The organism is Streptomyces sp. NRRL F-5650, assembly GCF_000721365.1.
Classification (GTDB): Bacteria; Actinomycetota; Actinomycetes; order Streptomycetales; family Streptomycetaceae; genus Streptomyces; species Streptomyces ardesiacus.
On sequence record NZ_JOGV01000056.1, the window covers coordinates 1 to 14,727 of the forward strand.

General features: G+C 73.1%; 10 protein-coding genes. 2 read left to right on the plus strand and 8 right to left on the minus strand.

Annotated elements, in window-relative coordinates; all coding sequences use genetic code 11:
* The 3 genes from IG88_RS0133465 to IG88_RS0133475 all read right to left on the minus strand — a co-directional run.
* A partial coding sequence (locus IG88_RS0133465; RefSeq protein ID WP_234332426.1) for a serine/threonine-protein kinase occupies positions 1-862 on the minus strand: 862 nt, incomplete at its 3' end.
* A gap of 65 nt (positions 863-927) precedes the next feature.
* A complete protein-coding gene (locus IG88_RS40460; RefSeq protein WP_051852172.1) occupies positions 928-1,494 on the minus strand; it encodes a hypothetical protein in 567 nt (188 codons plus the stop codon).
* Positions 1,495-1,626: 132 nt separating this feature from the next.
* A complete protein-coding gene (locus IG88_RS0133475) occupies positions 1,627-3,657 on the minus strand; it encodes an N-6 DNA methylase (protein WP_031049413.1) in 2,031 nt (676 codons plus the stop codon).
* Between the two features lie 344 nt (positions 3,658-4,001).
* Here IG88_RS0133475 and IG88_RS0133480 point away from each other — a divergent pair, with 344 nt between their 5' ends.
* Entirely contained in the window at positions 4,002-4,505 is a 504-nt protein-coding gene (locus IG88_RS0133480) for a hypothetical protein (RefSeq protein WP_031049414.1), read from the plus strand.
* 51 nt (positions 4,506-4,556) lie between these two features.
* Here the strand turns inward: IG88_RS0133480 and IG88_RS0133485 are convergent, their stop codons facing one another.
* Complete coding sequence (locus tag IG88_RS0133485) at positions 4,557-5,330, minus strand: HNH endonuclease family protein (RefSeq protein ID WP_031049415.1); 774 nt, start codon at positions 5,328-5,330, stop codon at positions 4,557-4,559.
* Positions 5,331-5,477: 147 nt separating this feature from the next.
* Here IG88_RS0133485 and IG88_RS0133490 point away from each other — a divergent pair, with 147 nt between their 5' ends.
* Positions 5,478-5,675 (plus strand): antitoxin, encoded by a 198-nt coding sequence (locus IG88_RS0133490; protein WP_030404941.1) that lies wholly within the window; start codon positions 5,478-5,480, stop codon positions 5,673-5,675.
* Positions 5,676-5,901: 226 nt separating this feature from the next.
* On the opposite strand, the gene mfd is transcribed toward IG88_RS0133490, so the two are convergent.
* From mfd to IG88_RS0133510, 4 genes are all read right to left on the minus strand, one after another.
* On the minus strand, positions 5,902-9,453 hold the full coding sequence (mfd, locus tag IG88_RS0133495) for a transcription-repair coupling factor (protein ID WP_031049417.1): 3,552 nt from the start codon (positions 9,451-9,453) through the stop codon (positions 5,902-5,904).
* 485 nt (positions 9,454-9,938) lie between these two features.
* Positions 9,939-12,506, minus strand: coding sequence for an ABC transporter permease (locus tag IG88_RS0133500; RefSeq protein ID WP_031049420.1), 2,568 nt, complete (start codon positions 12,504-12,506; stop codon positions 9,939-9,941).
* The gene (locus tag IG88_RS0133505) at positions 12,503-13,291 is read right to left on the minus strand and encodes an ABC transporter ATP-binding protein (protein WP_031049422.1); all 789 of its coding nucleotides are present in this window, start codon (positions 13,289-13,291) and stop codon (positions 12,503-12,505) included. Before IG88_RS0133505 ends, IG88_RS0133500 begins: the two co-directional genes overlap by 4 nt.
* 428 nt (positions 13,292-13,719) lie before the next feature.
* On the minus strand, positions 13,720-14,610 hold the full coding sequence (locus IG88_RS0133510; protein WP_031049424.1) for a hypothetical protein: 891 nt from the start codon (positions 14,608-14,610) through the stop codon (positions 13,720-13,722).
* Positions 14,611-14,727: the final 117 nt, after the last annotated feature.

Consider the following 14,727-nt stretch of genomic DNA (forward strand, 5'->3'; position numbering starts at 1 on the left):
GGGCGGGGGTGCGGGCGCGGTCGGGCCAGGGGGCGTGCGGGCGCACGAAGGGGCGGGTGGGATCGAGGGGACCGCCGGTGGGCACGCCGCGCGCCGGGAGCAGCGGCGACAGGTGCTCGTAGACCTCCTGGGCGGAGGCGGGGCGGTGCTGCGGGTCCTTGGCGAGCAGGCGCAGGACCAGGTCTTCGAGCGCCTCGGGAACCTCGGGGCGGATGCGGCGCACGGGCAGCGGTGGCTCGTACAGGTGCCGGTGGAGCACGCCGAGTGCGGTGGAACCGGCGAACGGCACCTCGCCGCTGAGCAGTTCGTGCAGCAGGACGCCGAGCGCGTACAGGTCGGTGTACGGGCCGACGGCACCGCCCATGGCCTGCTCGGGTGCCATGTAGGCGGGCGAGCCGACGGGGGTGCCGGTGTGGGTGAGGCGGGTGGTGTCGGCGTCCATGACGGAGGCGACGCCGAGGTCGAGGACGGTGACCGCGCCGTCCTGTCTGATCATCACATTGCGCGGTTTGAGGTCGCGGTGGACGATCGGCACCGCGTGCACCGCGCTGAGGACGGCGCACAGTTGGGCGCAGACCGCGACGGCCCACTGCCACGGGTAGGGCTCGTGTTCGGCGAGGTGGTCGGAGAGGTCGGCGCCGTCGACGTACTGCATGACGAGGAAGAGGTCCTCACCCTCGCTGCCCGCGTCGTGCACCGTGACCAGGCCGGGGTGGTCGACCTGGGCGGTGACCCGGCACTCGCGCACGAAGCGGCGGCGCAGTTCGTCGGCCTCGGCACCGGCCACCTTGTCGGGGCGCAGGAGCTTCACCGCCACGCGCCGGTCCAGGCGCCGGTCGTAGGCCGTCCAGACCTGGCCCATGCCGCCCTGGCCGATGAGCGTCGACAGCTCGTAGCGGCCGGCGACGACGCGTCCTGTCGCCACGGTCACCTTCCGCCCTGGTGCCGGCCGTCGCGGCCGTCGCGGCCGTCGCGGCCGTCGCGGCCGTCGCGGCCGTCGCGGCCGTCGCGGCCGTCGCGGCCGTCGCGGCCGTCGCGGGGGGCGGGGGCGGGGCGGTACTGCGGCGGCGGCGCGTAGGGGTACGGGCCCGCCGGGTGGGCCGGGGCGTGGTGCGGGCCGGGGGCGGGGGTGTGAGTGTGGGGCTGCGGGTGGCCGGTGAAATGGCGGGGGGCGGCGTGCAGGCGTATGTCGAGCACCAGGAAGTGCGCGGTGGCCGCCGCTCCGAGCAGGAGCGCCGCGGCCACCGCGACGTCGGTGCGGTGGTCCGTCTCGGGCAGCGAACCGGCCACGGCCAGGCAGGCGACGGACAGCGGCAGGCTCGCCCAGGCGGCCGTCCAGTCGTACCAGCGGCCGCGCAGGACGGCGACCCGGAACAGCGGTACGCAGGCGAGCAGTCCGCAGGACAGGAAGCCGGCGGCGGCGTACAGCACGCGCAGGGTGATGACGGTGGCCGCGCCGCGGGAGGGCGGCGGCCCGGCGCTGTTGCCGTACATGACTGCTCCTGGACCGGTGGTGCCGACGTGCCGGACGGACCCGGCCGTTCGAGTGGAGATCCGAGCGTATAGGCCCGCACGGACAACGGGTCACGGATGTGCCGAACCGTTGCCGCTCCGCCCGGCGGCGGGTCAGCGCCCCGGGTCCACCGTGCCGTCCGTGAGCCCGTCGTACATGCCCCGCACCAACTGCTCCCCGAGCCGGCCCGCGAGCCGCAGCGCGCGTTCGAACTCGTCGAGGGCGCGGAAGCGGTCGCCGTAGCCGCGCTGGGCGTCGAGGGGCAGGCGGGGCAGTTGGAGGCGCCGCACGTCGAGGCGGGTGGCGGTGGAGGCGTAGCTGCTGGCCTGCCGGTGGTTGGCGGTGCCGCGCAGGAAGCCCGCGAGGAACCAGGGGTCGAGGGCGGCGGGGTCGGGGCGCAGGAGCACGAGGTTGCGTCCCAGGGCGGCGCCCGCGGTGGCGGCGTCGACGACACGCGCGACCGTGCCGCCGCCGAGTACGGGCACGACCACGTCGCCGGGTTCGGTCAGGACGGGTTCCTCGTCGCTCTCCGGGAGGGTGCCGGAGGGGGCGGTGCCGGCGAGGACGTCGTGGTCGGTGAGGACGGGCACGCGCGCGTGGCCGCCGTGGGTGCCGGTGCGCAGGGTCAGGGCGCCGCCGCGGGCGAGTTCGCCGACGGTGGTGAGCGGCCGGCGGGGCGCCGCGGCGCGTCCGGGGGCGGGGGCGGCGGGGGCCAGTTCGGCGGTCAGGCGCAGGGTTTCGTCCAGGCGCTCGCGTACGTCCGTGAGTCGTCCGCCGGCGCCGGTGGCGGTGGGGGGCGGCAGGTGGCGGGCGGGGGCCAGGTCGACGTCGTCGTCGAGGAGTTCGATGACGGGCAGGGTGCGGGCCAGGCCCGGGCGTTCGTCGAGCCGGCCGGTGCGGTCGAAGGCGCTCCAGGCGTCGAGCACGGCCTCCCGCACGGACCGCCAGTCCGGTCCGCCGCGTCCCTCCCCGGCGAACTGCCCCGTGTCGGCGAGCAGCACCTCGGGCTGCGCGGGCGCCTTCTCGGGCCGGCGCAGCACCCACAGGTGCAGGGGGAGGCTGTACGGCGGCGCCGCGCCGGCGGGCAGGGCGATCACGGCGCGCAGGGCGCCGCGGCGCAGCAGGTCGGCGCGGACGCGGCGGCCGGAGCGGCGGGAGGCCGCGGCGGGCGGCATGAGGACGACGGCGGTGCCCCCGACGCGGACGCGGGCCAGGGCGTGCTGCACCCAGGCCAGTTCGGACTCGGTGCGGGCCGGGAAGCCGTACTCCCAGCGGGGGTCGTAGGCGAGTTCGTCGTGGCCCCAGTTGCGCTCGTTGAACGGCGGGTGGCACAGGGCGGTGTCGGCGCGCAGGCCGGGGAGGGCGTCGGCGCGCAGGCTGTCGCCGGGGGCGACGCGGACGGTGGCGTCCGTGCTCAGGGCGAGGCGCAGGGCGGTGAGGGTGGCCAGCGCGGGGTCGTCGTCCTGGCCGTACAGCTCCTGTCCGGGGCGGGTTGCGGCGGCAGCGGCGCGCAGCAGGGTGCCGGTGCCGCAGGCGGGGTCGAGGACCGTGCGGGCGGGGCCGGCGAGTTCGGCCATCAGCTCGGCCAGGGGGTCCGGGGTGAGGGTGTACTGCCGCGGGTTGGCGTCGAGGTGCCGGCCGAGCAGGAACTCGAAGGTCCTGCGGGCACCCGCGCCCGGTCCGGCGGCGAGTTCGGCGGCGCCGCGCAGGAGGGGGACGGAGGGGAGCAGGCGGGGGGCGATCGGGGTGGGGACGGTGCGGTCGGGGGCCGGGCCGAAGCGGGCGTCGAGGACGTGGTCGAGGGCGGCGGGGAGCATGGCGGCGAGGCGTTCGTCGGAGCCGGCGCTCGCTTCCAGCCACAGGGGCGGGCGGTCGTGGATGAGCAGGAGGACGCAGCCGGTGTGCGCCAGGGCGGTGGCCGGTCCGTCGGGGTGGCCGGCGACCTGCTGCCAGACGCGTTCGCGCGGGGGGACCTCGGCGAGTTTGCCCTGGGCGCGCAGCCAGGCCTCGACGTCGGCGAGGGCGAAGGACGGGCTGGTCTCGGTGCCGCCGACCGGCTGCGGGAAGTCGGCGTGCCGGCGGCGCCAGTTGCTGACGGCGGCGCGGCCGACGCCGGCGAGTCGCGCGATACCGGCGGCGGTCACTTCCGTCCCGTCGCCCCGGGCTGTCCCGCCGACCCCGGCAGTACCGCCCGCCCCGGCGGTCCCGTCGGCCCGGGCGGTCCCGCCGACCCCGGCTGTTCCGTCGGTCCCGGCTGTCCCGGGTGTCCCCTTGTCCCGCACGCTCGGGCCCCCTCGTCCTGGTCGTGTGAGGCCGATCCTACCGACGAACATGCGGGCGCCCTGATTCACATCGTGTATCGACCCACCCCTGTGAATTGTGTTGACTCGGTTCACAGCCTCTGGTCTTATTGACGCATCGAACCGGACGAGGTGATGGACCTCGGTTCACGGTCGACCGATCTGTCTTTGGGGAGAGGACCGACGTCATGGGGATGAAGACCAAGATCGTGCTGGGTGCCGTGGTGGGGATCGCCGTCATCGGCGCACTGTCGGCCAACTCGGGCGACGGGGACGGCGACAGCAAGAGCGACAGCCGCACCTCGGCGAGCGCGGACCAGAACGCGGCCGGCGGCACGAAGGGGGACGGCGGCAGCAAGGCGGACGACACCGCCGAAGCGAAGCCCGCCGAGGACAAGGCCGCCGGAAAGGCCTCCCAGGCCGACCAGTTCAAGGCGTTCGTGCAGAAGAACGGCACGCCCAACGAGAAGGACGCCGTCTCCCACGTCACCAAGGTGCAGGGTGCCGACGAGCAGAACGACATCCTCGACGCCGCGGACGTCTACACCGACTTCACCGGCGGCATCATGGGCGAGGGCATGGGCCCGGCCAAGCTCATCGCCTCGGCGTTCGCCGACTGGAAGGACAGCGACAACGGCCTCGTCACCATCTACGACGCCGACGGCGAGATCCTCGGCAACGGCCAGTTCTGACGGCCTCCCGCGACCGCCCCCGCCCGCACCCCCGAGCCCCCGCGTCCGGCGTCAGCCCCCGCACTGCTCGGACATCATCGCCTTGTCCGCCTTCGTCACGGCCAGTTCGTACTTGGCGGCCACCTGCGCGAACCGCACCGCGTACGCACAGCGCACCGGCTTGCTGGGCGGCAGCCAGGTGGCGGGGCCCGCGTCGCGCTTGGCGGAGTTGGCGCGGCCCTCGACGGGGAGCAGGTTGAGCGGGTCGTTGGCCAGTTGCCGGCGCTTGCTCTCCGGCCATCGCGAGGAGCCCATCTGCCAGCTGTACGACAGCGGCACGACGTGGTCGATCTGCACCTCGGCCGCCTTCTGCTTGCGCCACTCGATGCTCGTCCCCGTGTAGGGGTCGTCCAGCGTCATCGCGATGACCACGCAGTCGGAGCCGGACCGGAAGCGCACCTTCTGGCCGTCGCGCTTGAGCAGGTCGTTCCGCGTGTCGCAGCCGTTGCGGGCGAGCGGGACGCCGTCGGCGGTGTCCATCCAGGCGTAGCCGAACTTGTCGCGCTCGTACCCCGTCTTCGGACCGCGCCCCTTGGTGGCCAGCCCGTCGATCAGTTTGCGGGCCTCGGCCTGCGGCCCGTCCCCCGTCACCGGGGCGAGGCCGGGAGCGGTCCCGTCCGGGTTCTTCAGCGGGCTGACGGCATGACCCGAGGCCGGAGCCTCGGCACCGCCGCCGGAGGCCGGGGCGTCGCCGTCCGACTCCAGGCCCTCGCAGCCGGTCACCAGGGCCAGGGCGAGTACCGCGCCCGCGGCCCAACCGGTACGAATCCTGCTGTGCCGCCTCATGCGCGCCCCTCCCCTTGCCGTTTCGCAGGGACCACCGTAGCGAGGGAGAGGTCGGGGCCATAGGGGGCGTCAGCCGGGCATTAATGGGCACGCGGGACATATCTGTCGTACGGTCGACAGTGAGTCACGTCTCGGAAGGAGCTCTGCATGGGCATCCTCGACAAGATGAAGAGCATGGCCGGCAAGGACAAGGACAAGTCCAGGAAGGTGTCCGACGCCGCCGAACGCCAGGTCAACCAGAGGACCGGCGGCAAGTACGAGAAGCAGGTCGACGCCGCGCAGCAGCAGGCCGAGGGCAAGCTCGGCTTCGGACGCGAGCGGGGCGGCGGACCGGAGCACCAGTAGGCGCTCCCCCTGCCCGGACGCACGGAAGCCGCCCACGGCACTTCCTCCGCGGGCGGCTTCCGCATGTGCGGGCGACTTCCGCAGGTGCGCGGGCGACTTCCCCAGGCACGCGTTCCCCAGGCCCGCGGGCGGCTTGCGCGCGGGGCTTCCGCACGTCCTCCGGCTCTCCGACGGAGACGAAACCGTCCGGCGCGAGCGAGACGAGTCCGTCCGGCGCGAGCGGGCGCTACGACCCCAGGATCGAGGTCAGGAACTCGCCCACCCAGCCCAGCAGTTCCCGGCCGACCAGCGGCTTGCCGCCCACCTTCGCGGTCTTCGGGCGCGGTACCAGCACCTGGTGCGTGCCCGCCTTGATGACGCTGCCGGGATAGAGCCGCTTGAGCCTCAGCTCCTGGGACTCGCGCAACTCCACCGGCGCGAACCGGATGTTGCCCTGGAGCACGACCTCGCCGACGGCGCACGCCCGCGCGAGCATGCGCAGGCCCGCGACCAGCAGCAGGTTCTCCACCGGCTCCGGCAACTTGCCGTAGCGGTCGACGAGTTCCTCCCGTACGGCCTTGATGTCCTCCTCGCTGTTGGCGGAGGCGATCGACCGGTACGCCTGGAGCCGCAGCCGCTCGCCGGGCGCGTAGTCGTGCGGGACGTGCGCGTCGACGGGCAGTTCGATCTTGACCTCGAGCGGCGGCTCCTCCTCCACACCGCCCTCCAGCGAGGCCCGGTAGTCGGCGACGGCCTCGCCGACCATCCGTACGTACAGGTCGAAGCCGACGCCGGCGATGTGGCCGGACTGCTCGCCGCCGAGCAGGTTGCCCGCGCCGCGGATCTCCAGGTCCTTCATCGCCACGTACATGCCCGCGCCCATCTCGGTGTGCTGGGCGATGGTGGCGAGCCGCTCGTGCGCGGTCTCCGTCAGGGGCTTCTCCGGCGGGTACAGGAAGTAGGCGTACCCGCGCTCGCGGCCCCGGCCGACGCGGCCGCGCAACTGGTGGAGCTGGCTGAGGCCGAAGTTGTCGCCGCGTTCGACGATGAGGGTGTTGGCGTTGGAGATGTCGATGCCGGACTCGACGATGGTCGTGGAGACCAGCACGTCGAACTTCTTCTCCCAGAAGTCGACGACGACCTGCTCCAGCGCCTGCTCCGACATCTGGCCATGGGCGGTGGCGATGCGCGCCTCGGGCACGATCTCGCGGAGCTTGGCCGCCGCGCGGTCGATGGACTCGACCCGGTTGTGGATGTAGAAGACCTGGCCCTCGCGCAGCAGCTCGCGGCGGATCGCGGCGCCGATCTGCTTGTGCTCGTAGGGGCCGACGAAGGTCAGGACCGGGTGGCGCTCCTCCGGCGGGGTGGTGATCGTGGACATCTCGCGGATGCCGGTGACCGCCATCTCCAGGGTGCGCGGAATCGGCGTCGCGGACATGGTCAGCACGTCGACGTTGGCGCGCAGCTTCTTCAGCTGCTCCTTGTGCTCGACGCCGAAGCGCTGCTCCTCGTCGACGATGACCAGGCCCAGGTCCTTGAACCTGGTCTCGGAGGAGAACAGGCGGTGGGTGCCGATCACGATGTCCACCGAGCCGTCGCGCAGCCCCTCCAGCGTCGCCTTCGACTCGGTGTCGGTCTGGAAGCGGGACAGCGCCCGGACGTTCACCGGGAACTGCGCGTACCGCTCGCTGAACGTCCCGAAGTGCTGCTGCACCAGCAGGGTCGTCGGCACCAGCACCGCGACCTGCTTGCCGTCCTGGACTGCCTTGAAGGCGGCCCGGACCGCGATCTCCGTCTTGCCGTAGCCGACGTCGCCGCAGATCAGGCGGTCCATCGGGACCGTCTTCTCCATGTCGTCCTTGACCTCGGCGATGGTGGTGAGCTGGTCCGGCGTCTCCGCGTACGGGAAGGCGTCCTCCAGCTCGCGCTGCCAGGGGGTGTCCGCGCCGAAGGCGTGTCCCGGCGCCGCCATGCGCGCGCTGTACAGCTTGATCAGGTCGGCGGCGATCTCCTTGACCGCCTTCTTGGCGCGGGCCTTGGTCTTGGTCCAGTCGGCGCCGCCGAGCCGGTGCAGGGTGGGGGCCTCGCCGCCGACGTACTTGGTGATCTGCTCCAGTTGGTCGGTGGGGATGTAGAGCCGGTCGCCGGGCTGGCCGCGCTTGGCGGGGGCGTACTCCACGACCAGGTACTCGCGGGTGGCGCCCTGGACGGTGCGCTGGACCATCTCGATGTAGCGGCCCACGCCGTGCTGCTCGTGGACGATGTAGTCGCCCGCCTCCAGGGTGAGCGGGTCGATGGTCTTGCGGCGCCGGGCCGGCATCCGCGCGCCCTCGCGCCCGGCGGCCTTCTGGCCGGTCAGGTCGGTCTCGGTGAGCACGGCCAGCTTGAGGGCCTCGTCGACGAAGCCGTGGTCGACCGAGCCGCAGGAGACGTGCACGACGGAGGGGCTGAGTTCGCCGAGGTCCTGGTCGAGGCGGGCGGCGATGCCCTCGCCGCCGAGGACCTCGACGGTGCGGGAGGCGGGGCCGTGGCCCTCGGTGAGGTAGACCGCGCGCCAGCCGTCGGCGAGCCAGCCCTTGGTGTCGGCCAGCGCCCTCGCGGTGTCGCCGCGGTAGGTCTCGGGGGCGTGCATGCCGAGCTTGAGGGTGTCCGGGTCGCCCTCCTCGCCGGCGGCGGACGTCAGCGACTCGTCGGCGGCGAAGGGCGAGACCGACCACCACATCATGCCCAGCTCGCGGGCCCGCTCCCGGATGTCGGCGATGGACCACAGGGAGGCGGCGTCGACGTCGATCGGCGCCTCGCCGCCGCCGGCGGTGGCCGCCCAGGACGCCTGCAGGAACTCCTGCGAGGTCGCCACCAGGTCGGCGGCCCGGGTCCGCACCCGCTCCGGGTCGCAGACCACGGCCATCGACCTCACGGGCAGGACGTCCAGGAGCAGTTCCATGTCGTCGACGAGGACCGGGGCCAGCGACTCCATGCCCTCGACCGCGATGCCCTCGGCGATCTTGCCGAGCAGTTCGCCCAGCTCGGGGTGGTCCTCGGCGAGGGCGGCGGCCCGCTCGCGCACGTCCTGGGTCAGCAGCAGCTCGCGGCAGGGCGGGGCCCACAGGCCGTGCTCGGCGACCTCCAGGGAACGCTGGTCGGCGACCTTGAAGTAACGGATCTCCTCGACGTCGTCGCCCCAGAACTCGACCCGGAGCGGGTGCTCCTCGGTCGGCGGGAAGACGTCGAGGATGCCACCGCGCACGGCGAACTCGCCGCGCTTCTCGACCAGCTCGACGCGCGCGTACGCCGCTGCCGCCAGCGCCTCGACGACCTCCTCCAGGTCGGCGCTCTGCCCGGTGCGCAGGGCGACCGGCTCCAGGTCTCCCAGGCCCTTGACCTGCGGCTGGAGCACGGAGCGCACGGGTGCCACGACGACGGAGACGGGGCCGGTCTCCGGGTCGTCGGGGCGGGGATGGGCCAGGCGCCGCAGCACGGCGAGGCGGCGGCCGACGGTGTCGCTGCGGGGGCTGAGCCGCTCGTGCGGGAGGGTCTCCCAGGAGGGGTACTCCGCGATGCCCTCGGGGGGCAGCAGGGAGCGCAGGGCCGCCGCCAGGTCCTCAGCCTCGCGTCCCGTCGCCGTCACCGCCAGCACCGGGCGGCCCGTCTCGCGGGCCAGGGCGGCGATCGCGAAGGGGCGGGCCGCGGGCGGGCCGACCAGGTCGACGTGCATGCGGTTGCCGTCTGCGGCGGCCGAGATCGCTTCCGCGAGGGCGGTGTCCTTGACTACGGCGTCGAGCAGACCGTGCAGGCTCATTCGGGGCGCTTTCCGTGCGAGGGGGGTGGGGCAACGCGAGTAGCCCGACTCGGTGAGGGTCGGGGCTGTCCAGGTTACGTCGGTCCGCTCCTCGGCGCCGGGGCTGTGGATGACGCGGGTGCTGTGGATGACGCGGGCGGGGTGTGGACGACGCCGGGCCGCGCACGACACAAGCAGGGCACGGACAACGCCGGACCGCGCACGACACAAGCAGGGCACCGACAACGCCGGACCGCGCACGACACAAGCAGGGCACCGACGACACAGAGCCGTCGCCGGAGTACGTGACGGGCCGGGACCGCGGTGGGCGCACCAGGGTGCTCCACCCCCTCTTGGGCCCGGGGCCTCTACCCGCCCACCATGCGACTCCGGCTCGGTGGGCTGGAAGGCCCCCGCGAAAAGAGGCCCGGCGCCCCGCCCCCCTGGGACGTCGGCGCCGGGCCCTCCCCCGCAACCCCCGTGTGCGGTGGCTGTCGGGCCGGGTGCTACTCCGTCGCGATGGCGTTCAGGACGTTCATGCGGCCCGCCCGGAAGGCCGGGACCAGCGCGGCGAACAGGCCCACGAAGGCCGAGCCGATGAAGACCCCGATGATCGTCGGCCACGGGATGTCGAGGACGTTCAGGCCCTCCAGGGCGAGCAGCCGCTGGGCCGTCGCGCCCCAGCCCATGCCCAGGCCGAGGCCGAGCAGGGCACCGAAGAGGGCGATGACCACGGACTCCAGGCGGATCATGCGGCGTAGCTGGCGGCGGGAGAGGCCGATGGCCCGCATCAGGCCGATCTCCCGGGTCCGCTCGACCACCGACAGCGCCAGGGTGTTCACGACACCGAGGACGGCGACGATGATCGCGAGGGCGAGCAGGCCGTAGACCAGGTTCAGGAGCTGGCCGATCTGGTCCTTCAGTTCCTGCTTGTAGTCGGTCTGGTCGGCCACCTGGTACTGCGGGTAGGCGTCCAGCGACTTCTTCAGCGCGGCGTACGCCTGGTCGGCCTGGCCGTCCTTCGCCTTGGCGAACATGATCGTGTTCGGCGGGACCTTGCCGGCCGGCAGGTACTTCTCCATCGTCTCGATGCTGATGTACCGGGCGCCCTGGTCGATGGCCACGTCGTCACTGGTGATCGCCGCGACCTTGAGCCTGGCGGTCTCGCCGCCCTTGAAGGCGACGGTGACGGTGTCGCCGACGTGCACGCCGTGCTTCTCGGCGTAGTCCGAGCCGACCGACATGGCGTCGGTGCCGTAGGCGGCGGAGAGCGTGCCCTCCGTCGTCGCGCGGCGCACGTCCTCGGCGTAGGTGGGGTCGGCGGCGGTGAGGCCGTCGTCGTCCGTCTTGCCGTCGGGCGAGGTCAGCGTGGCGTCGAGCACCTTGTAGCGGGTGACGTGCTCCAGGCCGGGCGTGCCGGTCATGGCCTTCTCGGCCTGCGGGACGATCCGCTGGTTGCCCTGGACGATGAAGTCCGCGCCGACCGTCTTGTCCAGCTCGCCGGTGGCCGAGGCGACCATGGAGGAGCCGACGACGGACAGGCAGGCCACCAGCGCGAGGCCGATCATCAGGGCGGCACCGGTGGCGCCGGTGCGGCGCGGGTTGCGCAGGGCGTTGCGCTCGGCCAGGCGCCCCACCGGGCCGAAGGCCCGCAGCAGCACCGCGCTGATCACCCGGACCACGACGCCGGCCAGCAGCGGGCCGATGACGACGAAGCCGATGAGCGAGAGGACGATGCCCGCGCCGAGCATCAGCGAGCCGTCGCCCGCCTTGTCGGCGGAGGCGGCCGTGAGCAGGGCGGCGACGCCGGCGCCGGTGAGCACCAGGCCGATCGCACCGCGGATCCAGCCGGCCTTGGCGTCGGCCGGGGTGCCGGCGTCGCGCAGGGCGGCCATGGGGGAGATCCTGCCCGCCCGGCGGGCCGGCAGGTAGGCGGCCAGGACGGTGACCACGACACCGAGGACCAGGCCGGTCACCGGGGTCGCCGCCTTGATCGTCAGGTCGTCGGTGGACAGGTTCATGCCCGCCGCCGACATCAGCTTCATCAGGCCGACCGCGATGCCGACACCGGCCGCGACGCCGAGGACCGAGCCGACGACGCCGAGCAGGAGCGCCTCGACCAGCACCGAGCGGTTGACCTGCCGGCGGGAGGAGCCGATGGCCCGCATGAGGCCGATCTCGCGGGTGCGCTGGGCAACCAGCATGGAGAAGGTGTTGATGATCAGGAAGATGCCGACCAGGAACGCGATCCCGGCGAAGCCGAGCATGGCGTACTTGATGACGTCCATGAACTCGCCGATGTCCGCGCGGCCCTCGTCGGACGCCTCCTTGGCCGTCTGGATCTTGAACGCGCCGTCCCCGAGGGCGCCGGAGACGTTCTGCTTGAGCTGTGCGTCGGTGACGCCGGACGCGGCGGTGATGTTGAACTGGCTGAACCGGCCGGTGCCGCCGAGCAGCTCGCGCTGCGCGGTGGGCGTGTCGAAGTAGACGACCGCGGCACCGGGGTTGGTGACGGTGAAGGAGGCGATGCCGACGATCCTCGCCTTGAAGTCGCCGGTCTGGGCGATGGTGCGCAGCTCGTCGCCGATCTTCAGGTCGTGCTTGTCGGCGGTGTCGGAGTCGATCATCGTCTCGGCCGGACCGCGCGGGGCGTGCCCCGAGGTGATCTCCATGGAACGCAGGTCGTTCCTGGTCCAGTTCCCGGCGATGGTCGGGGCGCCGCTGGTGGCCCCCACGTTGTCGTTGTCGGCGTTGACGACGGTCACGTTCGTCGAGGCGACCGCGCCCTCGACGGACTCGACGCCGTCCACCGAGCGGATCTTCTCCAGCGTGGACGCCGGCAGCGACTCGGGCACCCCGCTCTGCGGGGTCTCCTCGCTCTTGGCGTCCTTCGGGGAGACCGTGACGTCGGAGGAGGTGATCGCGAACAGCTTGTCGAAGGTGGTGTTCATCGTGTCGGTGAACACCAGGGTGCCGCACACGAACGCCACCGACAGCAGCACCGCCACCGCCGAGAGCGCCATCCGGCCCTTGTGCGCGAGGAAGTTGCGCATCGAGGTCTTCACGACGGTCATGACGTGCGCCCCCGGGCGTCGAAGTCCTTCATCCGGTCGAGGACGGCTTCCGCGGTGGGCTGGTGCATCTCGTCCACGATCCGGCCGTCGGCGAGGTAGAGCACCCGGTCCGCGTAGCTGGCGGCCACCGGGTCGTGGGTGACCATCACGATGGTCTGGCCCAGTTCGGTGACCGAGCGGCGCAGGAAGCCCAGGACCTCGGCACCGGCGCGGGAGTCGAGGTTTCCGGTCGGCTCGTCACCGAAGATGATCTCGGGCTGGGCGGCCAGCGCCCGCGCCACCGCGACCCGCTGCTGCTGACCGCCGGAGAGCTGGGTGGGCCGGTGCTTGAGCCGCCCGGCGAGCCCCACGGTCTCCACGACCCTCTCCAGCCACGCGCGGTCGTACCTGCGGCCGGCGATGTCCATGGGCAGCGTGATGTTCTCGAGCGCGTTGAGCGTCGGGAGCAGGTTGAACGCCTGGAAGATGAACCCGATCCGGTCCCTGCGCAGTTGCGTGAGCTTCTTGTCCTTCAGGCCGGTGATCTCGGTCTCGTCCAGGAAGATCTGCCCGCTGGTGACGGTGTCCAGGCCCGCCAGGCAGTGCATCAGCGTGGACTTGCCGGACCCCGAGGGACCCATGATCGCGGTGAACCGACCGCGGGCTATGTCCACGTCCACGTGGTCGAGGGCGACCACCCGGGTCTCGCCCGTTCCGTAGGCCTTCACGACCTGCCGCGCCCGCGCGGCAACGGCCGTACGCCCTCCCGTGCTCCCGTGCGGGGGAATCCTCACGGCCGATGTCATGTCAAGTCTCCTATGTCGGTCATCGAGTGGGCCGCCGGTGCCCTGCGCGGCGTCCGTGCCGCCGCGCCCGTACCGTGCTGCCGTCCCGAAGAGTCTGGCCGGAACCGGGGGCCGACCGCGCTGGTGTTCAGCGCAGTCTTCTGCTGGGGAAAACCCCACCCCCGCGGGTCTGGTCCGCCGCCCCCCAGCGGCGTAAAGCCAGATTAAGGACCGCACCGGGCCCCTCTCGTCCTCCGCCGGTACGAACCCTCCCCGACCCGTAGTACGGAGGTACCCCTAGGGGCACTCCACCCCTCGGTGGAGCAGGTCTCGGGGTTGCCCTCCCCCCTGGGGCGCACCGAGCCTCCACCCTGACGCGACGTCAGGAGCAAGCCGACCGGGCGTTTCGGGGCCCGGCCGCACACCGGCCCGCCCCTTCCGCGCGGGCGTCACTCCACCGCGCGGCCCGTCAGCGAACTGAGGTTGCTGCGCACGGACTCCATCTGGGCCTGCAGTTCGTCCCACCGCTCCCCGTGCTCGCGCAGCACCCGTTCGGTGTCGCGGGCGATGCGCTCCTGACGCGCCCGGGCCCCGGCGAGCAGCCCGGCCGCCCGCTCCCGCGCCTCCTCCTGGCACCGCCCGGCCGCCTGCCCGGCCTCCGCCAGCTCCCGCTCGGCCTCGCGCACCGCCTGCTCCGCGCGCCCCAGCAGTTCCGCATGGCGGGCGTCCAGGGCCCGCGCGCGTTCCTGCTCGTCCCGCTCGGCGGCGGCCCACCGCTCGGCCAGCTCCCGCTCCTGCTCGGCCGCGATCCGGGTACTGCGCCCGCGCGCCTCCCGCAGCGCGTTCAGCGCCTCCGCGCGCCCCGCCTTCACCTCGCGCCGCGCCTCGATCCTCGCCCCGTCGGCCTCCGCACGGGCCGCGAGCAGCACCTGCCGGGCCCGTTCGTCGGCCTCGGCGCGTACGGCGTCGGCGTGCGCCCGGGCCGCCTCCCGCACCCCGGCGGCGTACGCCCGCGCGTCCTGCGTCAGCTCCGCCGCCGCTTCACGCGCCCGCTCCCGCACCGCCTCGGCCTCCGCCTCGACGAGCCGGAACAACTCCCTGGCACGCTCCCCCAGCACCTCGTAGTCCTGCTCGGTGAGCTGCTCGACCGCCTCCTCCAGGTCCCCGAGGTCCGCTTCCATCTCCCTGGCCAGCACGGTGAGCCGGGCGGCCCGCTCCCAGGCCGCGTCACGCTCGTCGGAGAGGGCCGCGACGTACGCGTCCACCTGATCGGGACGGTAGCCGCGCCCGCGCCCGCGTACGGTCGCGAAGCCGTGGGGAGACGCCGAAGCACCGCTCATGCCCATCACCCCTGCATCACCCGAGGCCCACCCCGGGGTGAACCTGCCGCATCACATGGACCCGTCCGACTCTATGGACCGGATGTAAGCCCACATAATCCGACACACCGCACACAA